At 36.8% G+C, this 23,489-nt stretch carries 23 protein-coding genes; 6 read left to right on the top strand and 17 right to left on the bottom strand.

The annotated features are described in order from the left end of the window. Window positions 1–33 precede the first annotated feature (33 nt). The 11 genes from ACZYRN_RS04315 to ACZYRN_RS04265 form a co-directional block, all read right to left on the bottom strand. The gene (locus ACZYRN_RS04315; RefSeq protein WP_488910250.1) at window positions 34–894 is read right to left on the bottom strand and encodes an FAD binding domain-containing protein; all 861 of its coding nucleotides are present in this window, start codon (window positions 892–894) and stop codon (window positions 34–36) included. After that, complete coding sequence (locus tag ACZYRN_RS04310) at window positions 888–1,355, bottom strand: (2Fe-2S)-binding protein (protein WP_488910249.1); 468 nt, start codon at window positions 1,353–1,355, stop codon at window positions 888–890. The genes ACZYRN_RS04315 and ACZYRN_RS04310 overlap by 7 nt, the downstream gene beginning before the upstream one ends. Then, a complete protein-coding gene (locus ACZYRN_RS04305) occupies window positions 1,352–3,511 on the bottom strand; it encodes a xanthine dehydrogenase family protein molybdopterin-binding subunit (protein WP_488910248.1) in 2,160 nt (719 codons plus the stop codon). Before ACZYRN_RS04305 ends, ACZYRN_RS04310 begins: the two co-directional genes overlap by 4 nt. Window positions 3,512–3,645: 134 nt before the next feature. Continuing rightward, on the bottom strand, window positions 3,646–4,230 hold the full coding sequence (locus ACZYRN_RS04300; protein WP_488910247.1) for a nucleotidyltransferase family protein: 585 nt from the start codon (window positions 4,228–4,230) through the stop codon (window positions 3,646–3,648). Between the two features lie 276 nt (window positions 4,231–4,506). Continuing rightward, entirely contained in the window at window positions 4,507–4,662 is a 156-nt protein-coding gene (locus ACZYRN_RS04295) for a hypothetical protein (RefSeq protein ID WP_488910246.1), read from the bottom strand. A gap of 637 nt (window positions 4,663–5,299) precedes the next feature. Next, entirely contained in the window at window positions 5,300–6,766 is a 1,467-nt protein-coding gene (locus ACZYRN_RS04290; protein WP_488910245.1) for a restriction endonuclease subunit S, read from the bottom strand. After that, on the bottom strand, window positions 6,763–8,193 hold the full coding sequence (locus tag ACZYRN_RS04285; RefSeq protein ID WP_488910244.1) for a type I restriction-modification system subunit M: 1,431 nt from the start codon (window positions 8,191–8,193) through the stop codon (window positions 6,763–6,765). The genes ACZYRN_RS04290 and ACZYRN_RS04285 overlap by 4 nt, the downstream gene beginning before the upstream one ends. A 128-nt stretch (window positions 8,194–8,321) precedes the next feature. After that, window positions 8,322–11,531 (bottom strand): type I restriction-modification system endonuclease, encoded by a 3,210-nt coding sequence (hsdR, locus tag ACZYRN_RS04280; RefSeq protein WP_488910243.1) that lies wholly within the window; start codon window positions 11,529–11,531, stop codon window positions 8,322–8,324. Between the two features lie 581 nt (window positions 11,532–12,112). After that, complete coding sequence (locus ACZYRN_RS04275) at window positions 12,113–12,937, bottom strand: SH3 domain-containing protein (protein ID WP_488910242.1); 825 nt, start codon at window positions 12,935–12,937, stop codon at window positions 12,113–12,115. 463 nt (window positions 12,938–13,400) lie between these two features. Further along, window positions 13,401–13,634, bottom strand: a complete 234-nt coding sequence (locus ACZYRN_RS04270) for a hypothetical protein (protein WP_488910241.1) — start codon at window positions 13,632–13,634, stop codon at window positions 13,401–13,403. 576 nt (window positions 13,635–14,210) lie between these two features. Further along, window positions 14,211–14,633, bottom strand: coding sequence for a YndM family protein (locus tag ACZYRN_RS04265; RefSeq protein ID WP_488910240.1), 423 nt, complete (start codon window positions 14,631–14,633; stop codon window positions 14,211–14,213). A 340-nt stretch (window positions 14,634–14,973) separates the two neighbouring features. On the opposite strand from ACZYRN_RS04265, the gene ACZYRN_RS04260 reads away from it, so the two are divergent. Then, window positions 14,974–15,336, top strand: coding sequence for a hypothetical protein (locus ACZYRN_RS04260; protein WP_488910239.1), 363 nt, complete (start codon window positions 14,974–14,976; stop codon window positions 15,334–15,336). A gap of 248 nt (window positions 15,337–15,584) precedes the next feature. On the opposite strand, the gene ACZYRN_RS04255 is transcribed toward ACZYRN_RS04260, so the two are convergent. The 5 genes from ACZYRN_RS04255 to ACZYRN_RS04235 form a co-directional block, all read right to left on the bottom strand. Next, complete coding sequence (locus ACZYRN_RS04255; protein WP_488910238.1) at window positions 15,585–15,728, bottom strand: hypothetical protein; 144 nt, start codon at window positions 15,726–15,728, stop codon at window positions 15,585–15,587. Between the two features lie 307 nt (window positions 15,729–16,035). Next, on the bottom strand, window positions 16,036–16,632 hold the full coding sequence (locus ACZYRN_RS04250; RefSeq protein WP_488910237.1) for a hypothetical protein: 597 nt from the start codon (window positions 16,630–16,632) through the stop codon (window positions 16,036–16,038). 12 nt (window positions 16,633–16,644) lie between these two features. Further along, complete coding sequence (locus ACZYRN_RS04245) at window positions 16,645–16,989, bottom strand: hypothetical protein (protein WP_488910236.1); 345 nt, start codon at window positions 16,987–16,989, stop codon at window positions 16,645–16,647. Between the two features lie 86 nt (window positions 16,990–17,075). Beyond that, on the bottom strand, window positions 17,076–17,981 hold the full coding sequence (locus tag ACZYRN_RS04240) for an S-layer homology domain-containing protein (protein WP_488910235.1): 906 nt from the start codon (window positions 17,979–17,981) through the stop codon (window positions 17,076–17,078). A 65-nt stretch (window positions 17,982–18,046) separates the two neighbouring features. Further along, window positions 18,047–18,277, bottom strand: a complete 231-nt coding sequence (locus ACZYRN_RS04235) for a hypothetical protein (protein WP_488910234.1) — start codon at window positions 18,275–18,277, stop codon at window positions 18,047–18,049. A gap of 538 nt (window positions 18,278–18,815) precedes the next feature. Here ACZYRN_RS04235 and ACZYRN_RS04230 point away from each other — a divergent pair. From ACZYRN_RS04230 to ACZYRN_RS04215, 4 genes are all read left to right on the top strand, one after another. Further along, window positions 18,816–19,370, top strand: a complete 555-nt coding sequence (locus tag ACZYRN_RS04230) for a TetR/AcrR family transcriptional regulator (RefSeq protein WP_488910233.1) — start codon at window positions 18,816–18,818, stop codon at window positions 19,368–19,370. Continuing rightward, window positions 19,367–19,690, top strand: coding sequence for a DMT family transporter (locus ACZYRN_RS04225; RefSeq protein WP_488910232.1), 324 nt, complete (start codon window positions 19,367–19,369; stop codon window positions 19,688–19,690). Before ACZYRN_RS04230 ends, ACZYRN_RS04225 begins: the two co-directional genes overlap by 4 nt. 21 nt (window positions 19,691–19,711) lie before the next feature. Beyond that, complete coding sequence (locus ACZYRN_RS04220; RefSeq protein WP_488910231.1) at window positions 19,712–20,059, top strand: DMT family transporter; 348 nt, start codon at window positions 19,712–19,714, stop codon at window positions 20,057–20,059. A gap of 161 nt (window positions 20,060–20,220) precedes the next feature. Continuing rightward, window positions 20,221–20,928, top strand: coding sequence for an NAD(P)H-dependent oxidoreductase (locus ACZYRN_RS04215; protein WP_488910230.1), 708 nt, complete (start codon window positions 20,221–20,223; stop codon window positions 20,926–20,928). A 719-nt stretch (window positions 20,929–21,647) separates the two neighbouring features. Here the strand turns inward: ACZYRN_RS04215 and ACZYRN_RS04210 are convergent. Continuing rightward, window positions 21,648–22,784, bottom strand: coding sequence for an S-layer homology domain-containing protein (locus tag ACZYRN_RS04210; protein ID WP_488910229.1), 1,137 nt, complete (start codon window positions 22,782–22,784; stop codon window positions 21,648–21,650). Between the two features lie 230 nt (window positions 22,785–23,014). On the opposite strand from ACZYRN_RS04210, the gene ACZYRN_RS04205 reads away from it, so the two are divergent. Next, a complete protein-coding gene (locus ACZYRN_RS04205) occupies window positions 23,015–23,428 on the top strand; it encodes a DUF5412 family protein (RefSeq protein ID WP_488910228.1) in 414 nt (137 codons plus the stop codon). Window positions 23,429–23,489: the final 61 nt, after the last annotated feature.

Genomic DNA, 23,489 nt, shown 5'->3' with positions numbered 1-23,489 from the left:
TATACTCCCCCTTTATTGAAAAAATTAATTCGTTTAATATTGCTTCAAATTAAGAAAATATTGTAAAAGATTTAACGCGACGGTTTTTCTGTAAGCCGCAGTGGAACGTTGATCGTCGATTGGTCTAATGATCTTATCGAAGGCTGCCACAATCGCAGCGATGTCTGCATCAGCTAATGGTATCGTTTTTCCAACCAGCTTCTTCTCAATATCAATGGAACGAACCATAGTAGGTCCGACCGCCCCGAAGGCAAATCGAATGTCATTGATCCGACCTTTGCTTATCCGGATGAAACCCGCAAACGATACTTTGGCAATTGCATCTGCGTTGCGGTTGCCTACTTTCTCAAAAACGACATAAGTATCTTCTTCTAATACGGACGGCAGAATAATCTCAGTTAATATTTCATTGTGAAAGCGTTGAACCCGTCGTGGGCCTTGAATAAAATCACTAATCGCAACCATGCGATCACCATTTACGGAGCGCAACAGAAGCTTTGCATTGTATACATATAATAAAGGAAGCATGTCACCCGCTGGAGAGGCGTTGCAAATATTACCGCCTAATGTTCCCCGGTTTCTAATTGCCGGGGCAGCAATTGTTTTAATTGCGTTCTTTAAGGCAAAAGGAATAAACGGATTTTCAAGTAATTCACTATAGGTACAGCAGGCCCCGATGTGGAGATCCTTGTGATGTTGATACACCTGCTTTAATTCGGAAAGATGATCAATAAAAACAATCGGTTTAGGGATTTTCGGAGGCACTCCCCTTCGACTTTTGTGAAGAACCATAACATCGGTGCCGCCAGCTATGATTGCACAGTCTTCTCTATTCAATTGGCTCAAAGTTTCGTCTAAACGCTCGAAGCGATACGCAGTTATTTTCTCTACCATAAGCCATCACCTTTTTTAGCTGCCAGGTTAATTGCCTCAACAATCATATTGTAGCCAGTACATCGGCACAGATTTCCGGAAATGCCTTCACGAATTTCAGCCTCTGAGGGATGAGAATTTTTGGATAACAAAGCTGCACTTGCCATAATCATCCCCGGAATGCAATAGCCGCATTGCACTCCCCCGGCAATGGAATAGCTCTCATCTAAAATCTTAAATTGTTCCGTTTCAATTATACCTTCGATCGTTTGAATATCGGCACCAGCAATCGAGCCAATTGGAATAAGGCAGCTGTTTTGCAGGAGGTTATTCACAAAAACACTGCAGGCTCCGCACTCCCCTTCACCACACCCTTCCTTTGTTCCGATTAACTCAAACTCATCTCTTAATAAATCTAGTAATCTTACTGTAGCAGGGGCGTCAGTTTCCACCTTTATTCCATTTAATGTAAATTTAATCACCCCTCTTCACCTTCTTTCATCCAAAGACTTTCAATAATGACTTCCGGTGTAATTGGGATTTGCTGAAAAGAAGTTTGCAGTGCATCCTCGATCGCAGCTTGGACTGCTGGAGCGCCTCCGATTAAAGTCAATTCACCTGCGCCCTTCGCCCCGTATGGACCATCAGCATAGGGGTTATCAAAGACCTTGCTTTCGATTGAAACAACGTCCAATGAAGTCGGCGGTCCATAATCCGATATGCTTTTTTGTTGGATTCTACCTTGCTTCGACGTCATCCTTTCTAGATAACCGTACGCTAACCCTTGAGCCAACCCACCGTCAATTTGGCCTTTCATAATCAGTTCATCGATGACCTTCCCGACTTCATAATTGCCGTATACTTTTTCTAACTTTACATTTCCTGTTAATGTATCAACTTCTACTTCAACGATATTAACGCCCCATGAATAAGCCGGGTAGGCATCTCCAGTAAAGGTTTTCTCGTCCCAAGGAATCATTTCACGGTGAACATAGTGCTCAACTACTTCCTGTTCCACCCCTGTTTGCCACTGAGCCTTAAGTTTTTTTGCGGCACGTTCAAGCAATTTTCCGACAATCATCGTCGTCCTGGAGGCTACGGTCGGACCAGAGTCGGGAACCTCTTTTGTATCGGGATAAGGATACAAAATATCTTCGTACGGGAGGTCAAGTTCTTTGGCGACAATTTTACACAACGTCGTCAAAATACCTTGTCCCATATCAGAATTTGAGATTTTTAGCGATACCTGGTCGTCCTTTGATTTAACCAGCTTCACCGTTGCTTTAATATGATCTCTTTCGCCGCTGCCTGTAAATCCACAGCCGTGGAGGAACAGCGAAGTTCCTATGCCTTTTTTATAGCGCTGATTTTGTTGATTTAAGCGCTGGAAGTCTTCTTTTTTCTTTTTGTATTCTGACACGTTGAGCAGGTCCTCGATCATTTCTTCCATTAATATCGGGTCGCGGAATTTACCTTTGGTGATGGTGGGGTCTTCTTGTTTGACAAGGTATTTTCGTTTATATTCAAGCGGTTCAATTTTTGCCAGTTTACTAAGATGTCCAATATGACTTTCGATTCCGGCAAAGCTTTGTGGCGCACCAAAGCCTCTGAAGGCGCCGTTCGGAACTGTATTGGTTTTTAAGACATAGCCTTTTGCATGAAAGTGCGGAATTTTATAAACACCGGCACTGTTTATTAATGCGCGCTGGAGCACGACAGAGCTCAGTCCCACATTCGCTCCTCCATCGAGAAAGATGTCAACACACATGCTCAAAATATTTCCTTCCTTATCAAGAGCAGTTCGATATTTAAGTTTGGCCGGATGCCTTTTTGTCGTAACCAGCATATCCTCGGAACGGTCGAACACGAGCATCACCGATTTTTTGACTGCTCTTGCAGCAACGGCTACGTGACAAGCCATCATCGAAGGATAATCTTCTTTGCCGCCAAAACCTCCGCCGGTAGGGCTTTGAACAACTCTGACTTCATCGTCACCACAGGCTAGGGCGCTTAGCAATGCATTTTTTATATAATAAAGACATTGCATCGATCCCTGGACGACAATTTCATCATCCTTATAAATGGCGAGCATTCCTTGCGGCTCAAGGTAGACATGCTCCTGATAGCCTGTATCATATTCTTCTTCGATGATTTGATGGGCTCCCTGCTCGATTGCTGAAAGGTTCTCTAAGCTTTCCCCAAATTCATAGCTTGCCATCACCCCGGATACTGATTTTTGTTTAATCGCTTTGTCCAATGTATAGATGGCCTGATGTTCTTCAATTTCAATCTTCACTTCAATTAACAAACTGTACAGGATATCCAGGTCTTTTCCAACGAGCATGAGAATCGGCTCACCCATATAATTGACCCACTCATTGGCAAAAATGGGCTGATCTTCTTCGATAATTTTGACATAATTCGGTCCGGGGATATGCTCTGCTCCAACAGCTTCATATCCTTCCGGAAGGTTAGGTAATTGAATGGATATGATTTTTCCATAAGCAATTGGCGACCGATACAAAACCCCATAAACCATATTTTCCAATTTCACGTCACTAATATAGAGCAGCTGGCCCGATACTTTACCTTTATGGTCCTTCTTGGGCACTGAGGTGCTTATGTCTTTGAGATTCATTGCAACAACACCCTTCGACTCATTTTTTTAAGGCGACATATCATTAATAGAAGCCTCTTCCTACGATTTTATAAGTGGGATTGATATTTTATGATTCATTTCCATTCAAGAATCTCGTGGTTTTTAATTAAATTTTATGATTTGTAATAATCAATGGCTTTTTGGTAATCCTCCGGCGTGTCAACATCCATTAATACTCCCGGATCATCTACATTCATATATTTCTTTTCGTAACCGCCCAGGACCACACGCAAATTACTTTCTGGATTGGTTTCGAGAATTTTCTGTTTCACTTCGCTTGATAATTTGATGGGGTGACCGCCTTTATAGTTAAAGCTGGGAATAACTACGTTCCCTTTGTGTTTTGCTATTAGCTGAACCGTCTCTTTTTTAACAAGCGGACAATCTCCGGGTGTTATAAAAAAGGTTGGGGCGTTTACTTCGTTGCAGCCCTTTTGAATGGAATGAAACATTCCCTGGTTAAATTTTTCATTATAAACAAACTTTACCTTAAATGAATAGGCATTTTTACTGATGATTTTTGCCATTTCCTCTTGGATGATTTCCGCTTGAAACCCGGCTACGACGATGACCCTACTGCATAGTCCTTCAAATTTCGATATCGTTTGCTCCAACACGGTCATTTGCCCCAGCGGCAAAGTCATTTTAAATTCATTCGCTCGGCTGGAATATCCAGCAGCTAGGACGATTGCTTCCATGTTTGTCACCCTCTACATATCATTTTTCTAAAAGAAAAGCCCCTAATATATTAAGAGATCATTAATTGTTTATGCTTTAAATTTTAATTAAAGAATCTGGTTAGTGTTTTTTCCTTATATGCGTAAAAGCCTGATTATATTACTTATGGTACGCTTCACCATACATTGCATAAACAAATAGTTAATTTTGAATATAAAATATATATTAACGTTTAGATTACAAAGACCACTTTTGTTGTTACTGAAAGTGGTCTTCTTCTCTAAACACTGGTAATCTTAAACTATATAGTTTTCATCATCCTCTTTAGAATAAAAATCTTTTAAATCTTTTCCAAAATATTTTGCAAAAACAAGCATTCCAAATCCAGTAAGTTCCAATTTATGGTTCTCTTCCATCAATATACTATTGCTTATCAGAGCAAACCTTTCCATTTCACTTACACTGAATCCAATCGTCTTGCATAAACGATATATATTGACGTAGCAGATTCCGGTCAATTACGGCTAATGAACGTTCAATACCTTGCTTTTTTAGGTAATCGAGAAAGTAGCCGAAGTTATTTCGGTATTGTTGGAGCGTATTTAGCGCTCGGCCCCTCGGCTTTTTTAATCGACATGAACGTTTCAAATAACTCGTCGATAGTGGGGGTTTGATTATTCGTTCGTATTTTTCGCATAAAAAAACACGCCTCCTTCCGGATAGCGTGCAACATTTACGTATTCTTTTACCTTTACTCTGCGGACAAGTCATCGCCTATGTCACCACAAAATAAAAGCGCCAGAAACGTTGGTTTAATAACGTTCTGACGCGAAGTATGATTCCTACTGGGTTCGAACCAGCGACCTCTACCCTGTCAAGGTAGGGGCGTGGATGCTGAACTAAGGAATCTAAAAGGTTAATATGCAACTATTTATTCAATATTAACGAATTGGTCACAAGCTCGTGACCAATCTGTGACCAAAATTTAAGATCTTAACCCTGCGCCAAGAGGTTTCCTTTGAACTACACAATTTGACTTCTAAATCTAAAAGACAGTGAGCTACGTATAGGCTCACTGTCTTTTTCCAACTATTTCACTTGTTCTTGCAATACTTCTTTTAACAACTCAATCGCATTTTCTTCACTTGGATCGTTTGTTCCAAGTTCACCTCGGAAAGCTTTTGAAAGAATGGTCTGTTTTAGCGTTTCCAATTGTTCCTCAACATGTAGAATTTTCAAAGACTCTGTTTCTTTTTCTAATATAGCCACCAATTTCTTTTCAATTTCCTTTGCCTCATCCAGTGGCGGTACTGGTATTACGATCGATTCGACTGCCTTAGAACCTACATTACCTTGATTGACCCCCCCTGTCTCAAAACCAAAAAAAGTATTTCTAAATGCAGATGATTGAAGATAGTAGAATACATACTCATCCATTCGTTTAGGCTTTAACGACAAAATACGTTGATTAAGCAGTAATGGTTTATCTATTCCATCTACTTTAACCGCATAACCATAGTCTCTTTTGTATTTCGTTCCCGTCAAGGACAATAAAATATCTCCATTTTTAATGGTGTATTTCTCAAAAATTTTCGCATCATATTCTTTAGGCAAATAGACAGGATTTCTTTCTAATGCTAAGTCGTTTTTATATAGATTACCCATTCGAATAAGCTGGATGCCTTGATCTACAAAATCCTTGCTCTTAAATGCATAACCATTCTTAAACTCAGCAATATCTTTTAGCGTGTCCCATCTCCATGTATCTGGTATCACATAAGGCATTTTCGAATCGCTTAATATGGAAACTTGAATGGATTTATTCTCTTCCATATTTTGATTTTCTTCTCGCCACTTCCTCGTCAATTCCCCACGAAACGCCTTATCCAAAATAGCTGCTCGACGAAGTTCAAACGTTTCCTTCGCTTCCTCAATCAACCGCTTTGCTTCTTCCACTTTATTTAAAAGACGCTCTATTTTCTCAGCAATTCGTTTTTGTTCATTTAATGGCGGAATAGGAAATGGTAAGTTATCTAAATGTTCTTTTTTAATATTATTTATATTACTGCCTTTAGCCAATTTAGAAATCAAATTTCTATAGTTTGAAGTTTGATAAAAGATACTAAAGTAACCATCGTCTATTTTTTTGCTTGGACGTATGGTAGTTAAGAAAGCACCAAAACTTTCCCCAACAAATTCAAGGGAAATTGAGGCAGCTTTCCCAATAACCTTGCTACTTCCTGTTGAAGATACAATGACAACATCACCTTTTTGCAACTTCTGTTCTTCTTTTACTAACTCTTTAGAGATATATACATTATCTTTTTGATTCACCACATGACCATCTTGAATATTTCCACCTCTTAAAATGAGTGAATTATTTAAATCTTTTAAACTTTCTACATGATGTTTTTTATAAGATACACCCCTTAAGGTTTTAGACAATGCTCCTGCATTGCTCCATATCCAATTCTCTGGAATTTCATATGGCTGATCTTCTGCTGGAACTAGTGATTTTTCTACTAATTCCTCGATGCTCTTCTGTTTCTTACTCATTGAGTGACCACCTGATCCTCTTCAACCGCTCGAAGTTCTTCTACAACCTCATTTAATAAATCCATCGCCTGCTGAAGTTTCACTATCGCTTCTTCTGCCGAATCAATCGGATCTGGTAAGTTGTCATAAGCAGATAAGGAATCATCCGCAATCAATCCGATATCTAAGCTGTCATCCTTTTTCGCAATTTCTTCTCGTGTAAACTTATTCCACCGCTCATCTTCTACTGTCGAACGGTCTTCTGCTACATAAGCTTTCATAAAGTCTTCAAAATGAGCCATTGTTAATTGATTACGTTTCCCAAACGAAGACATGTTTGTACGAAGGTCATATACCCAAACATCTTTTGTATTATCTTTGTCTGTCGTTCCTCTTGTAAAGAATAATACATTCGTCTTTACACCTTGTGCATAGAAAATACCTGTTGGTAAACGCAAAATCGTGTGAAGGTTACATTTATCCATGAGATCACGACGAATTTGCGCACCAATTCCACTCTCAAACAAGACATTATCAGGGATGACAACCGCCGCACGTGCTTGTCCATCCTCTTTTAACGCATTATAGATGACCTGTAAGAAATTCAACTGCTTGTTAGACGTTTCAAAGGTCAAATCATCACGAGTCACACGTTCTCCGCCTTTTTTATTACCAAACGGTGGATTGGTGAGAATAACATCAAAGTTTTTCATCCATTTCCCGTTACTTGATAATGTGTCACCATGTTCTAAACGTCCCTCAATATCATGTAACAGTGCGTTCATAAGCGCCAAGCGGTGTGTATCTTTGACAAGTTCCATTCCTGTAAAAGCTTCTTTCTTTTGAAATTCCACTCCTTCTGTTTCTAAATCAAAATAGCCATCCGTTTTTTCTTTCACATATCGATCCGCTGCAATCATAAAGCCAAATGTACCAGCCGCTGGATCGACACAACGCTCTCCCGGTTTCGGATCAACTAATTGCACCATCACATCAATAAGCGGTCTCGGCGTAAAGTATTGTCCCGCTCCCGATTTGGTTTCGCTTGCATTCTTCTCAAGCAATCCCTCGTATAGATCACCTAGTCCCTCTTCTTTAGCGTTATACCAGTCAAGCGCATCAATAGATTTAATAATTTTTTCTAAGTTCTTCGGCTCTTCAATGCTTGTAGAAGCATCACTATAAATAAGGCGCAGTTTTTTGTTCTCACTGTTACCAAGTTCAAGTAGTAGTTTTTGATAAAACTGTTTTAATGGGAGTCCTTCTTTTTCGATTAAATCATCCCATCGGTAGCCTTCTGGAATAGTCTCTTCTGTTTCTTGCTCTTTCATCATTTTCAAAAACAACAAGTATGTGAGTTCAGTTACATATTGTTGATAGTTAATGCCGTCATCACGCAGTACATTACACAAATTCCATAACTTCTGTACAATTTCTTGGTTTGTCATTTTATGCCTCCAACTAAAATTATTCTTACTATGAAAACGACTCATAAATAGTCTGTATATAAGCAAGTCAATTCCCTCATTATAACGCAAAAAGTACCACTATATTAAACCAGTGGCACTTTTCTTCGTTAAACTACATACAAATTTTCATTAATTGTTGATACAATCGGATCGATTAAATCACCGAATTCCCTTTTCAACACTTTGTAGCCGCCACTGCTTTTAAATGGCTCTTCTGTGAAAGCATCTTCTGGTGTGGGTGCTAATACAGGGAACAGCAGTAATTGTTTTTCGATCCGCTCCAGCCATCTTTTCTGTCTCGGTGTCCATTCATGAAGCGAATTTACTTTCTGCATCGCATATTTAATACGTGTTTCATGATCAACAAGCCCTACACCGAGAGCGGCCTGACGAACAAAGCTAATAATATCCGCCGCAATATCTTCATTCTTCGCTTGCTTCCATGCCGTTTGTAAATGGGACTGCTTAAACCCTTTTGTTTCTAAGATCGTAATAAGCTCTCTTAAATCTTTTCTTGTTAAATCCTTTGGACGAGTACAGATAAGCTGAAGCGCTGGGATTTCGTTCATATTTTCTTTCACGAATTGAACAAACCCATCTAAATAATCTTCGGGTCGGCTATTCCCCTCGCCATATCCTCGTGTTACCTCTTTCACCTTGTCTTCTTGATTGGAGATGTACCGCTTTTCTCCTGTTACTCGGTACGATTCCATATATTCAAATAGAATAGAATGCTTCTTCGCTTCTAGTGAGGAATAAGACTTTACTTCACTTGCCCATTCATCAATACTTTTCCCGTTGGAAAGTTCCTCGAACCTCTTTTTATCTTCTTCATTCAATCGTTGCTTACGCCGCTGTAGTTTTGCCGCTAATTGTTCACTATAGAAGCTTGCTTCCACATCTGTTGTTGCATCAGTCAGCCGTTCATACAATTCGCCAATACTTTGATTTTGCTGCTTCACTACAGGCTTCATTTCCGTGTAACTTTGCAGTTTATCATAAATACCGACTGCATCATAAATAGTAAAGTGTGTCTTGCCAATCTCAGGACACAAACGAGTAGCACGACCAAGCATTTGATCGTACAGAATACGTGACTGTACACGCCGCAAAAAGACAATGTTTGTAATAGGCGGTACATCAATTCCTGTTGTAAGGAGATCAACGGTAACAACAACATTTGGTAGCCGCTCGTTTTTAAACCTTTTGATTGATTCGAGCGGTTTATAAATGTAGCCCGTAATTTTGACAATCGCATCATCTTCTACCTCGTCGCCCCGTTCTTGAAAGGCTTCTTTCAGTAAGCGAACGATTAAATCCGCATGCTGATCCGTTGCCGCAAAGATGAGTGTTTTTTCTTTTCCCATCGGATCAATATATTCAACCAACTTATTTAGGATTGCTGTATTGAATGGTTCTGTAATCACTCGCTTATTAAATTGCTCTACCTCAAAATGAACGGTATCTTCTACTTTTTCTAGTTGGATTTCACCTTTATCAACATCATATACTTCCACTTCTTCATCTTTTTCGAAAGTAATACCTAAGCTTGAAAGCTCTGTTTTAAATACATATGGCGGTTCATGATCAACCAAGAATCCATCAAGGACCGCTTCACTATACGAATATTTGAAGATCGGCATCCCGAATATTTCAGTTGTGTGAAGAGCCGGAGTCGCTGTTAGTCCTAAGCAAGCGGCATCAAAATAATCAATGACTCGTCTATATTGGCTAATGTAATCATTTTGGTCTTGGTATTGTAACTCATCATCCGACATTTCACGGTCGCTTGTGTAACCCCTGTGTGCTTCATCAACAATGATAAAGTCATATTGTCCAACACTTGGCGGTCTGCCATCTTCACTGTAAAAGAGTCGATGAACCATTCCTTGTACGGTGGCAATATGAACTCTCGTCATCACTTCTGGCGAAATATCCTCTAATGACTTCACATCATAGATACTGGAGAATGGTAGCCCTTCTATTTCTGTATCTTTCAGGGCATTTTCTGTCTGTCTGCCGAGTGCTTTACGGTCAACAAGGAAGAGAATACGACGACACTTTTTCGCTTTGATCAAGCGGTACATGAGCGCAATAGCGGTTCGTGTTTTCCCTGTCCCTGTCGCCATCGCCATCAGCATTTTTCTCTGACCCTCTTGCAACGCCTTTTCAGCAGCTAATACCGCATTTTGCTGATAGGGGCGCAAACCAAACTTTGTAATATCCTCTTCGTGCAACTGTTCATCTGCCGCTTCATCATCTTGACTGAGAAGCAACTGAAGATCTTCTGGAGAGTGCCAGCCTTCAAGCGGACGTGCATGCTCTGTCGGCTTCCGAGAATCCCAAAACCATATCCCTGACTCTTCTTGTAATTGTCGTAAGAATGGCCTTCCATTTGTGGCATATAGAAATGGCACTTTATAATTCCCTTTTATCGGTTCAATCTTTTCATTTTCAATTGGTGTCACATTTCTTGCATATGTTTTTGTCTGGCTATCTAACACAGAAGGTACATTTTTATGTTTTGCTTTCGCTTCTACTAACCCAACAAGGCGCAAGCCAATAAATAGCGCATAATCAACTCTTCCGCTTCTTACTTTCCATTCTGCAATCGCCATATTACGATTTTTCTCCGGCAACGTTCCCTTTGTATAGTGATTCAGCTCGTTTGTATTCACTTCCCAGCCTGCTAAGCGTAGTTTCTCGTCAATGATTGTACGTGTTTCCGCTTCCGTTAATTGCTGTCGGTGAACAAATTTCTTTGATATCTTCTTACGTTCTGTCTTTGCCTGTGGTTGCTCCTTCTCTGCTTTTTGACGAATGGCTTCCAGCTCTTTTTCAAGCTGCTGCAATTTAGTATCGTACTCTTGCTGAAGTGTATCAATTTTATCTGTTTCTTCCTGCTCGCTGTACTCAACGTACTCAGGCGCTTGAAAATGCCAGTCACCGTACACTTCCATGAACCATACAGACAGACGAAAAGCGATATGCAGCATTGCTTTCGCTTCTTCTACTTTTCCATACTCTGCTTCATGTACCGCTTGATTTCCTTTACGGCGCAGCGTTTCGAACATTTCAATTAATTCAGGTTCTAATATTCCTTCTCTTCGCAACGTATTAATCCGATCCACTTGCGTCGTATTGTATACTTCACGAATATTCTCAGATGCCAAAATGTATTTTGTCATGGTCTCCGCAAACAAGCGCAGTTTCATTAATGTTGTATGAGGGTCCACATGTACGTTTCTTTCCGCTGACTCCGCTAAATTAGCAAGCACATCCCATTCCGCACGAAAAAATGAAAAATTGCTCGTCATTTTCATCACCGTTTCCAATGTTTATTTGTGAATATTATACTATAGTATCTCAAATATTAGTAATTGATTGGAACGTGTGTGGTTTTCGTTTCCCATTTAAACACTAAAAGTTATTAATCCTTATTTATTTTTTATAATTAATTCAGATGCATTGCACCTAATAGTCACTAGCTCTTGATTTAATAAAATCATTCTTTTATTAATCCGTTGTTTTCACCTAGTTTTATTAGACTAATCTATTAGAAAATAAATAATGAAGCGGTTTAAGATACTTATCCCTTACCATCCTATTCAATGTAAAAAATCAATTGTTACAAAGAGAAAAATGGGCGTATAAGCCGTTCTGGTACAATCCCCTTACTTAACTTAATCTGACGGCTTAAAATTGATTCTGTGCTGTCTGGATACATTGACAGTATAAAAAAGAACCGCTCCAATAAGCAGTTCTTTACAGGTATGAAGCTATAAAATTGAAACAAGTAATAATCCCTTGGTATTTTCCCGTTGGCATTATTTCCTAACCTAAATAAATGCCCCCTAAAATGTTTGCTATATTTTTCATTTAAATTAATGTAATCAGCTTATTTGTAATAGATACCATCAAATGTTGCTGCTGCCCCATGATATGCAAGGCATGCTCCTGATTCTTGTACTGCAATGGAATTTTTTTGATTTGTAAAGGTAATTCGACAGATTGGATCATCAAAAAAACCTTCAAAATCTTCTATGTATTCAGTGTATACGCCTTGACCATTTTTAATTTTTGCTGTTCCTTCAATACCCCCTACGTGTCCGCCCATTACTACATCAATAGAAAATTTATAACTAGTCGGGGTTTCATTAGAGATTGAAACAGAACCAAACTGATTTTCCCATTTCCCATTCCATTTACTTTTTGAAACAGTCTGCCCTTTTAATCCACTGGTTGCAATGTATCCAGCTTTATTATTGAATTTGATCTTAGACCATCCACCGGGCACTGTACTATATACGAATACCGATGTTCCTTTTTTTAGTGATCCAACTAGTTTTGCTCTAGGGCTTGGATTGTCTTTTACATCTAAGGTATTCACATTTACTATAAAGTGTTTGTTTACATCAGTAGATTTACTTGGTGATGGTGAAGAAGCCCCATTTTGCTTCAATCCATTGGTTGCAATATACCCTGCTTTATTGTTGTACTTAATTTTAGACCATCCACCAGACTCTGTATTATAAACAAATACAACTGTTCCTTTTTTAAGAGAACCTACTACTTTTGCTCTAGGACTTGGATTTTCACGTACATCTAACTTTTTTACATTCACCGTATAGTGCTTGTTTACAGCTGCTGCTTCTGTCTTGTTTAAAGGTAATAGTGCAAGCATTAAAACTAAAACTGTAATAAATCCTAAAATCTTCTTCATAATTTGATTTGCCTCCTATGTATTTTTATTGCAACATGCTAATAATACCATAACATTAGAATCTATAATTAACATTTTTTTGATTTTAAATGAGCATTAAATAATAAATCTGAAAACCACAACGTTAGTTGACATGTCCTAGTTATAATTGAATCACTTATTAATTATGGCTTGTTTTATTGGACTCGTCTAAAGCATAGTTGTTCGTTCGCTTATATGACCCGCTTGATGAATGATCACAATTTTCCCAATCCATAAAATCCCTCTTTTATTTACACGTTGTTTTTAGCCCTTTTTATAGACTAAACTATTAGAAAAACGGACGCATAAGCCGTTCTAGTACAATCCCCTTACTTAAACATTCAAAACTTTTTATCCTTTATTTCTTACTGAAGGACATAAAAAAGGACTGTCAATAGACAGTCCTTTTCATTTAATTAGTTCCTCCAGGATTACTGTTAAATCAACGTTCATCAATTTCAGGTGGAAAGTCGGCAGAATAATGCGGATGTAACCGCTTCGGTTCCTGTGTAAGTTCAGAGGTAAACTTTGCAGAGTAATGCTGAGTTGGCTGTTCCGACCATTGTCTAATTTCAGTTCCAAACTCTTGTATAATTCCAGTTCCAAACTTTGTAGAGTAGTCCTCATCTGCACGTCTGGATCGCTGTGTAATTACATATCCATTGTTAGTAGACATAAAAAGTTCCTCCTCAGTAAATTTGGATTTTGCTTACGGTATTTGATTACCCGGTTGTCTTTTTATCAAACAAAATTTCAAAAGACACAACGAAAGAACTAGAATATAATTTTAAAATTTTAATAGGAAAGGTTTCGCTTGTTATAATTTCAATTCTGTATACATTGTGCTTTCTGGTACATCGGTTAATTTAACAATATCTGCGATGCTCATACATCCACTGTGTCATAACCTAGAAAACAATAGGTTAGTGAACAAAGAATAATGAACATGGTTTTGTTACATTGGATCCAATAAAAAAGCCTATTTTTAATAGCTTAACGATTGTGTTCAGAAAAGGGAGAGTTTCACAACACTTCAATTAAATTAATCTGTCGTACTCATCATCGAATGAACATTTCATTAAATACGATGATAGCTACGAACGATTCTATTTGTGCATTCGATAGTCCGCTATCAAATATGATTGGCGTGAGGAAACTTCTTATCTATATTGTTACATTTATGATAACCAAAAAGGCAATTACCTCTGGACGAAGTAATTGCCTTTTTGAATTTTTCTTTTTTCAAAGATCATTAGCTATGACGTATAGTGCGTGTGTCATCTGAGTGCTTTTCATCAAATACATGTCTGTCGAGATATTTGTGGAAAAACCACTCCCCTGCTGCAATAATAACCGCTGAGAGAATAGAAGCTATTAAAACATCACTATTATCTGTAAAAAGTTCTTTCCCCATGAGCCAGATAACTAAAAAAGATAAGACAGCATCTGAAATGGTCGCAATGATGTTTCTTTTTTGATGGTCTGCATTACGATCACGATCATCTCCGGCTTTACGGAAAATAAACAAATCACCGATGATATAAGCCACAATCGTGAGAACTACGCTAATTAAAAGCGTATCTTCAAATTCCCCATCAAAAATTCCGGTGAGAATAATACCTAATACAATAGTAATCATTACAAACTTAATTAAAATGGCTTTTACATGATCCAAGATACATTCCTCCTTTCTATTTTATTCTTTTATCTATACCCCAAAAAAAGAAAATAAACTCCTTTATTTACTATTGTATTAAAAAATTCCCTCTTAAATCAGACCTTTGTCCTTCAACACCGCCCGTACAATCTCATTCATGAGATCAGATTTGTTACCGGTGCTTTTATTCCGATGCAACAAACTATCTAATAAGTTACATTCATTGATTTAGTTAAGACAATACCTCGATCACTCGTTTTGAACCATAAAAAGAACCAACGAAACAAACTTCATTTTAACGTTTGAAAATACCTTCATTTATACGTATAATCAAACCTACAAACGATTAAAAAAGAAAATGGAGGAACATCTCATAGTAGTTAAAAAAAAATTTTCCGTTAAGGAATTTATAGAACTCGTCGGTCATCACAGCGAGGGAAACATTCGTTTTTTTCGTTTGAAGTTAAGAGAAAATGGTGTCATCAAAAGTTATCAACCTTTAACTGAAGATATGATCCCTATTTGGAATGAAGTATGTAAAGTGAAAGAAGCTGGTGCTACATGGAAGGAAGCGATGAATCACGTTATCGGTAGCCATACAGGTAGTGCAGAAGCTGAAAACCCTCAACCAAACATAAATGTCCTTACAACAAATAATGATCAAAAGATAGATGAGATAATACTTCTTTTGAAGGACATAAAGGACATTCTAAAAAAATGAGATAAAAAAACAGCAAATAAAATAAAAGTGCTAATGCCCCACCTTTCTAAAGGAGCATTAGCACTTTTTTTACTTTTTATATAAGAAACCCACTGTAAATACTATCCCTATTAAGTTTTCTTCAACTACATGAGTAGTTTTGACATTAACCGTCAACCACAGTCATTGCAGGGGCTAAATCCAAGTAAAAATTATGAACGTAATCTACTTGTTCTTCCTCTACTTGTCCTTTGAATTTATCGTTTAATTCAGCAACAGTTACCACAATTTTTTGATTTGTGATAATTCGTTATCGTATGTTCAGATAAACCATCCATCTGCTTAATTCGAATAACAATATCCCGTGCCTTTTCAACCGTCAGTTTGTGCTGAATTTTTGTTTTTCTGACCATAAAAAAAATCCCCTTCCTATACTGAGTAAGTACAAGAAAGAGGATTAAGGGGTCATTCGTGGTAATGGTCGCAAATGACTTGATTTCCTTATTATATAACATTAAAACCATTACCCTACACTTTGGAGAATGCAGTGACACCGTGTCACATCGCTGTTAACCGCAATACATCACGGGCGATCATCACTTCTTCGTTCGTTGGGAAAATATGTACCAACTGTAAATTGAAATACCTATTAAAATTAACGTTCTTTTATCTTATTTCCTTAAATCTACCATATTGCTCTTTGTTTTACAATATTTTTAGTTATGTACTTGCTACTCTTACAGCCGTAATAATTAGCAAACCTTTTTTAGTTTTATCAATATTACTCACTTTCCAGTTGTCACCATCCGGCTTAATTACATCGTTTAATTTGATTTTATCACGATTAACTTCATTGTCCTGTACAGTAACATAAATTTCGTTGTCTAAGGTTGACAACTGTGCAATATCAACGGAAGATTTTTTCTTCTCTACAATAGCAGGAATGAAAATAGGATCACCTTGAACGATAATTTCAATCGGTCTGCCCTCGTCATCTAATAAATAATCACCATGTTCATCCCGTAAATAATCCGTAGTCGTTTCCCCTGCTACTTCAATATTAAAATTACAATGACGCATAAGGGCTTTATATTTAGCATGACGTTTTGACATTGTTTCCGTCAATATTAAATAGTTGTCGCCATCATAATTGATTAAATCGCCCATGTTAATTTGAAACTCTGAATGAATGAATCTTTCTTCAAACCGATTCGTTTTAGCCAAATCAGGATTCGTGATGATGGCTCTTTGATCTATGTTGTTAATTTTAATTGGTTCTGATAATTCCTCAAACAAAAATGTTACATCGGTTATCATGCTTGCACCTCCTTATTTATCAAATAGCATGAAATAGTTTGATTCATTGGCAAGTTGTTCATCTGTTTTCAATTGCCGTACTTTGCGTTCTAATTGATCTATACGTGATTGAATTGAATCTGCATAATCAGATATCGTCATATCATCCAATTTAATTGATTTCATTTGTGTGGGATTGTTTGCTAATGATTCAAGAACAGATAATGCTGCTGAATAAATACCCTTCTTATTTGTGGCAGACAATGGATTATATTCTGTGAATGGTTCAAGATTGACTTCTTCAAGATAAATGGAGAGTTCATCTTGTTCAAGTAGGATACCTTTTGTTTCTAATTGTAGACGTTGAATATTGTTCATTTTATCGCTTCCTTTCTGTAATTTTGAGCATGAAAAAAACACCCTCGATTGAAGGGTGTTAATGTTTTTATTAGTTATTAATATTCTTATCGTAATTTGTCCATTTCTTCCATCAGTTTATTCAATTTGTTCTCTTTGTCCTCTACAGATGCTCCTTGATATTGCTGTGGATGATAGGACAAAGTAATTTTACTCTCTCCACCTACATTTCTTACATTCAACAATATATTGTAACCATTCATCGTCCATAGACTTTTATAATTAGCGTAAGTATCTTCGTTAGAGACATCGGCTTCACCAAATTCTCCGATTGTCGCTGTTTTTATGGCAGAATATTTTTGATATAGTTCACTGCCTGTATAATAGATTTTACTTGGATTAAAATCGTACCATGTATTGTTTAATGTACTGTAAGCATTAAATCCATAAACAAGTTCAGCATTCCTATCGTACTGTTTTACATCATAGACAAGAAATAATGACCCTGATCCGTATGAATCAAAAACTATTTGTCTCGTTTCTCTATTTTTCACTTGTTGATACGTCATACCAAATGTAATGTCTTTCATCAAAACAGGTTCACTTTTTTCAGGAATAGTAGGTACTTTAAACTTATCATCCATTGATCGACTTAGAAACACAGAAAACTGTACTCTAGTAACTGCACCATGCGGCTTAAAGGAACCATCTGGGTAACCAACTGTTATATTATTATGGGCTAAGGCATCTATATTTTCATATATCACATCCCAAGTAGGTACATCCGTAAAATGTGATTGCTCAACTCCTTTAAGAGAATAAGCAGTTACTAATATTCGCGCCATTTCTTGCCTTATTAATGCGTGATCGGGATAAAACTTTGGTGTCTTATAAAAATATCCCTCATCTACAAGTGCTGCAATTGCCTTATATGCCGTATGATTAGTGCCAACATCTGAAAAACCTGGGTTTGGTCTGTTATTTAAATTTAAATTTAATGCTCTTGCAATCATTATTGATGCTTGGGCTTTAGTAACATTGGTATCTGGTTTAAATGTCCCATCTTTAAAACCACTAATTACTCCTTTTTAAAAACCCTTACATCCTCTTCTGTTTCAATAATACCTTTTCTGATTTTTTCAAAAGTTTCTACCATTGTGAACTGACTTACAAAATTATCGATAATTCCGTTTGTTTCTCGAATTTGCTCTGCAATTCTGATTGTTTCTTGAAATGGATCTACTATTTTACCTGAAATATTAAAAATTTCAGCCCAACCAAAGTTTTCATGTCTAGTCACTGGTGTCAACTCAACCTCCCTATATTCACGATAAATTAGTTGTTTATTTAATTCTTCTCAATTCCGGAATTTTCCCTGTCGCTTCGTCATTAATACGCTGCACCATTTGATCTACGGATGTATCGGTCATCATTTCAACTTACTACTCTTTCATTCTTTCAATTATACAATATAACTAGAAAAAAATTGAAATATTGCTATATTTTTTCGTGGGTGTGTAAAATGGTATGTTAGCGACTTAATTTATCAATTAGGGGTATTTTATTATCAATCACATCATCATCTCATTCGCTATTATGTATATAATATTCAAAACTGATCATTTCTGACTTTTTATAGGAGTTGTTATGTCTTTAATGTTTTAGGAACTGTTAAACGACAGTATGGATATTCCATCAAAAGAACAAAAAAAGGAGCAAGTACATCCATTCACATCGGAAAACTTCCTAAATAACTAAATGTAAATAAAGGTTTATTAACCTTTACAAAAAACCGTCTGGACGGTACAATAAAATCAAAAATAATCATTAATAAGGAGAGATGTTTAATGGTATCAAAAGTTGATGTGAAACGTCAGCTCATTTTAGATACAGCAAAACAAATTATTCTTGAAAGCGGTTTAAGCACCCTCACTTTGGATGCTGTCGCTAAACAAGCTGGCATTAGCAAGGGGGGCTTACTCTATCACTATCCATCTAAAGAAGCTTTAATAAAAGGATTAGCCACATCCATTTTTGATGAATTTACCGCTAGATTTTATCAATATGCTGAAAACGACCCTAATGAGACAGGTAGATGGTCTCGTGCTTTAATAGCAGCCACAAAGGTTGATTTAGAAGATAACAGTGAGCTAAATGCTGGCTTTATGGCAACCTCCTATTTAGATGCTGATATAGCTAAAAACATATCCGAAGGTTATGCTTCTATTCTAAAAAAAATAGAAGATGACAAGATCAATCCAATAACAGCCACCATGATTCGATTAGCATTAGATGGACTTTGTTACTCGCAAAAGTTTAATATATCTCCTTTGGAAAAGGAAAGGGAAAATGAAGTCATTCAGAAATTAGTGGAACTGACAAAAAGGGAGGAAAAACTATGAATCCTTATATTCTATTAGCAGCAGCCATTGGAAGTGAGATATTTGCCAGTTCCATGCTCAAAGCCACAAACGGGTTTAAAAAACTCTTACCATCGCTTGGAGTCATTATTGGTTACGTGGTGGCTTTCTATGCTTTATCTTTAACGCTAAACACGTTACCACTTGGCATAGCCTATGCCATTTGGGCAGGCTTAGGTACAGCACTTACAGCATTAGTTGGTATTGTCATTTACAAAGAAGGATTCAATAACAGGAAACTTTTTGGGTTGGTTTCCATTATTTTGGGAGTCGTTATATTGAATATGGGCGGTTCTCATTAATCCTAAGAAAGGGGAAGGTATATGAAAGGTTATATATATTTGACTATTGCCGTTGTTTTGGAGGTTTGGGCTACTGTAATGCTTAAAGTGTCGGAAGGATTCACCATTTTATTTCCGTCGATTGGAGCAACGGTTGGTTTGGCACTTTCTTTTTATTGCTTATCACTGTGTCTTAGAACCGTTCCTTTAAGTTTAGCTTATGCTATTTGGGCTGGGTCAGGAACAGCGTTCACTGCTTTAATAGGTAGTGTTTTATGGGGAGAAGTTTTTAATACCTTCAAGATAATAGGAATCCTATTGATTATCGGCGGAATTATAGCATTAAACTCTTCTAACAATATAAAAACAGCAGAAGAACCTTCAAACTAAGGTCTTTTTTTACTAACGCAGCCTTTAGTTTAAGTTCATCCATTCACATAGGCAAATCTCCTAAATAACTAAATGTAAATGGAGATTTAGTAACCTTTACAAAAAAACCGTCTGGACGGTATAATAAAATCAAAAATAATCATTAATAAGGAGAGACAATCATGAATGTATTAATTATTTATGCACACCCAGAACCTAAATCATTCAATGGTGCTTTAAAAAACCTTGCTGTTTCAGAATTAACATCTTTAGGTCATCAGGTCAAAGTATCGGATTTATATGCGATGAACTTTAAAGCGGTTGCTGATAGCGATGATTTCCTCATGCGACAAGATAAAGATTTTTTAAAATATGCAAGAGAACAAAAAAACGCAGTTAAAACAAATAACTTTACAAAAGATATTCAAGAGGAGCAAGAAAAACTTCTGTGGGCAGATTTTGTTATTTTTCAATTTCCTCTGTGGTGGTACTCTGTTCCTGCTATCTTAAAGGGTTGGTTTGATAGAGTATTCGCTTCAGGATTGGTTTATACAGGAGAGAAATGTTACGACGCTGGTGGTCTTAAAGGAAGAAAAGCAATGTTATCCATTACAACAGGTTCACCTAAACAAGCATATGCCCCGTATGGAATAGATGGTGATATTCATGAAAAGATACTTTATCCTATCAATAGTGGGCTTTATTTTGCGGGTCTAGAACCCGTTGAACCATTCATTGCTTGGACTCCATCGCATGATGAAGCAGACCGAGAAAGATACTTAGAAGAATATAAAGGGCTTTTACAACAACTTTTAGACATACCTTCTATTCCATATCATCCCCAATCTCATTATGACGAGGAATACCAATTAAAGATGGAGTACAGATAAGGTCTACTTTTCTTGTTCTTAAAGCAAGAGTGTGAAGATATGTAATTAAATAAACGGATGCGTTAGCGAAATGATAATAAGGATTCTATCGATTATTGGTGGAATTATAATATTAAACTCTTCTAACAATATAGAAACAGCAGAAGAACCTTTAAACTAAGGTTCTTTTTTAGTCTTCCTTATTCAATTAAACTGCCCGTTAGTTAGACAAGAAAATCTATATTATCCTTAAATGAGCCTTATTTTAAGTAAGTTATTGAAAAGCCTTTTACTCAACAGTATCGGTCTACTACTTCATCTCATTTTTTGAAAAATCAACAGTAGCGTTTAACAAATCCTTTAAATACAAACTCTTGTCCAAATAACGAGTGATCTTGTTGTATAAGCAGCTAAAGAGAGAGATAGTTCAGAGCATGAAAGCTTGTATATAGCAGGATAAAAACAGAATTTTATCATACGTGAAGCATGCTTAGAAATCCTGTCTGTTAAGCAGATTTTAATCATGCAGCACAAACATTCACACGTGTAAGAAAGTAAACTGATTCCGGGGATAAAAGTGCACATACTGCTTTTCAGAAAGCACTTTGATCATTTGGTGATAAACACCCCGACTATGTAATTTTTAAAGTATATAAATTAGCATCACCTGACAGCTTAGAATCTATGTTGGTACATCTAGCAGCATAAAAAAGAACCGTCTTAATAGACGGTTCACAGTTTTATTCTTCATTAAGTTGCTGACTATATTGCTTAGCTTTTTGAATCAAATGGTTCATTCGCTTCTCTTTGTCTTGTTCTGAAGCACCTGTGTAACTCGGTAATGAATACGATAAAGTTATTTGGTTGATTCCGTCTTCATTTGTAACGTAGAGTAATACCTCATAACCGTTCATGAACCATAAACTTGAATAAGAAACGTAATCACTATAATCTGCTTCATCGTAATAATATGTGCCGCCAAACTCACTAGCCGCCACTTCTTGTAAGGCGATATATATATTCCATAGTTCATCATCCGAAAAATAATCATCATTTGGATTAAAATTGTACATTATATAGTCTAATTGGTTATTTTCAAAAAAATAATCAAGATATGTGTTAACACCATATTTTTCTGCATAATAAATAACTAGATCAGAATATTCGTAAGCTATTTCTCTTGTTTCCCTACTTGTGACTTGCTGGTATGTCATGCCAAACTTAATATCTTTCATCAATACAGGTACGTCATTCCCTGTTACTGGCTCAACCTTAAACCGATCGTCTAGACAACGACTTAAAAACACTGAAAATTGAGCACGTGTGACAGAACCTTTCGGTTGGAATGTTCCATTTGAAAATCCAGCAGCAATTCCATTTTCAGCAAGTAAACTGATATAGGGTTGTGCCCAATAGGATTTGGATACATCAGAAAACGTCACATTTTTTTGTCCCTTGAACGAATAGGCATTCACGAGCATCCGTGCCATTTCTTCACGTGTCAGTGTTTTGTCTGGTTCATATTTTGCACCTTTAGGGTAAATCCCAGCATCTACAATCGCTGCAATGTATTTATAGGCACTATGCTTTGTTGATACATCTTTAAAACCGGGGTTTGGGCGATTGGAGAGACTTAAATCTAATGCACGAACAAGCATGATCGCCGCTTGACCACGTGTTACATTCGTTTCTGGTTTAAAAGTTCCATCACTAAAACCACTAATTACTCCTTTACTACTTAAAAATTCAATTTGATTTATTGCCCAATGATTACTGGCAACGTCTCTAAATTTCCCTGCTGCTTCTGTTTGAATAGATGGTAATAACAAACTAATCAATAAAGCGAAACTTAGTGCAATTTTCATCATTCTTCTCATTACTTATTCACCTCTTCTACTTATTCCAGCTCCTACTTATTCCATATATATTTTCCAATTCCTTTATTTTATGTAATTTATATTTCACAAAAATATGATAACTAGTCATGACTATTGACTGCAAAAAAAACACGCCATTAATTGATATGTTAAACTAACCTGCTTCGTTAGTTTAAAAAGAAAAACACACTTTAAATGATATAATTTATAAAAAAGTAGGAGTTTTTTAGATGAATGGCTTTCCTTCAAAAAAAGGTTTACTTATTAAAGGTTTGGTTTGGTTTTCTCTTATTCTTTTACTAGTAGTAGCATTCAACAATTCTCAATATCCCGATCCAGAGGATTGGGCAAAGGGAACATTTGAGAAAGAAGTTCCTTCTCCTAGTAACCAATCATCCATTCGGATGTATTTAATTAATGAGGGTGGTGCTACAAGTCGCTTCCAAATGAGGGGTGAAGTGGTCTATTCTACTCAAGACACGAGAAATATTTATCTCAATTACGATGAGGACCGTACAGATGTCCAATGGCTTAATGAAGAAACGGTCATTATTAATGGAGAAAGATTGAACATAAAAGATGATGTTTATTTTTGGAAGGATGACCCCGACTGGGAAAAGAAACGTGAAAAGAAGTATGAATGAAATAAGATTGATAAATGAAGATATATGGGTTGGCTCTTTAAAGAAAAACCCTGCTAAAGTT

This window comes from Domibacillus sp. F004, from assembly GCF_057814295.1.
The sequence above is the reverse complement of the archived record's forward strand: the minus strand, read 5'-3'. Positions and strand labels throughout refer to the sequence as shown.

Excerpts from the sequence above, each read along its gene's own strand:
- ACZYRN_RS04210 (WP_488910229.1), bottom strand. The coding sequence starts at position 22,784 with ATGAGAAGAATGATGAAAATTGCACTAAGTTTCGCTTTATTGATTAGT.
- ACZYRN_RS04230 (WP_488910233.1), top strand. The coding sequence starts at position 18,816 with ATGGTATCAAAAGTTGATGTGAAACGTCAGCTCATTTTAGATACAGCA.
- ACZYRN_RS04220 (WP_488910231.1), top strand. The coding sequence starts at position 19,712 with ATGAAAGGTTATATATATTTGACTATTGCCGTTGTTTTGGAGGTTTGG.
- ACZYRN_RS04300 (WP_488910247.1), bottom strand. The coding sequence starts at position 4,230 with ATGGAAGCAATCGTCCTAGCTGCTGGATATTCCAGCCGAGCGAATGAA.
- ACZYRN_RS04215 (WP_488910230.1), top strand. The coding sequence starts at position 20,221 with ATGAATGTATTAATTATTTATGCACACCCAGAACCTAAATCATTCAAT.
- ACZYRN_RS04305 (WP_488910248.1), bottom strand. The coding sequence starts at position 3,511 with ATGAATCTCAAAGACATAAGCACCTCAGTGCCCAAGAAGGACCATAAA.
- ACZYRN_RS04290 (WP_488910245.1), bottom strand. The coding sequence starts at position 6,766 with ATGAGTAAGAAACAGAAGAGCATCGAGGAATTAGTAGAAAAATCACTA.
- ACZYRN_RS04285 (WP_488910244.1), bottom strand. The coding sequence starts at position 8,193 with ATGACAAACCAAGAAATTGTACAGAAGTTATGGAATTTGTGTAATGTA.
- ACZYRN_RS04255 (WP_488910238.1), bottom strand. The coding sequence starts at position 15,728 with ATGGTCAGAAAAACAAAAATTCAGCACAAACTGACGGTTGAAAAGGCA.
- ACZYRN_RS04275 (WP_488910242.1), bottom strand. The coding sequence starts at position 12,937 with ATGAAGAAGATTTTAGGATTTATTACAGTTTTAGTTTTAATGCTTGCA.
- hsdR (WP_488910243.1), bottom strand. The coding sequence starts at position 11,531 with ATGACGAGCAATTTTTCATTTTTTCGTGCGGAATGGGATGTGCTTGCT.
- ACZYRN_RS04205 (WP_488910228.1), top strand. The coding sequence starts at position 23,015 with ATGAATGGCTTTCCTTCAAAAAAAGGTTTACTTATTAAAGGTTTGGTT.
- ACZYRN_RS04270 (WP_488910241.1), bottom strand. The coding sequence starts at position 13,634 with ATGTCTACTAACAATGGATATGTAATTACACAGCGATCCAGACGTGCA.
- ACZYRN_RS04245 (WP_488910236.1), bottom strand. The coding sequence starts at position 16,989 with ATGAACAATATTCAACGTCTACAATTAGAAACAAAAGGTATCCTACTT.
- ACZYRN_RS04250 (WP_488910237.1), bottom strand. The coding sequence starts at position 16,632 with ATGATAACCGATGTAACATTTTTGTTTGAGGAATTATCAGAACCAATT.
- ACZYRN_RS04315 (WP_488910250.1), bottom strand. The coding sequence starts at position 894 with ATGGTAGAGAAAATAACTGCGTATCGCTTCGAGCGTTTAGACGAAACT.
- ACZYRN_RS04240 (WP_488910235.1), bottom strand. The coding sequence starts at position 17,981 with ATGATTGCAAGAGCATTAAATTTAAATTTAAATAACAGACCAAACCCA.
- ACZYRN_RS04260 (WP_488910239.1), top strand. The coding sequence starts at position 14,974 with ATGGAGGAACATCTCATAGTAGTTAAAAAAAAATTTTCCGTTAAGGAA.
- ACZYRN_RS04225 (WP_488910232.1), top strand. The coding sequence starts at position 19,367 with ATGAATCCTTATATTCTATTAGCAGCAGCCATTGGAAGTGAGATATTT.
- ACZYRN_RS04295 (WP_488910246.1), bottom strand. The coding sequence starts at position 4,662 with ATGGAAAGGTTTGCTCTGATAAGCAATAGTATATTGATGGAAGAGAAC.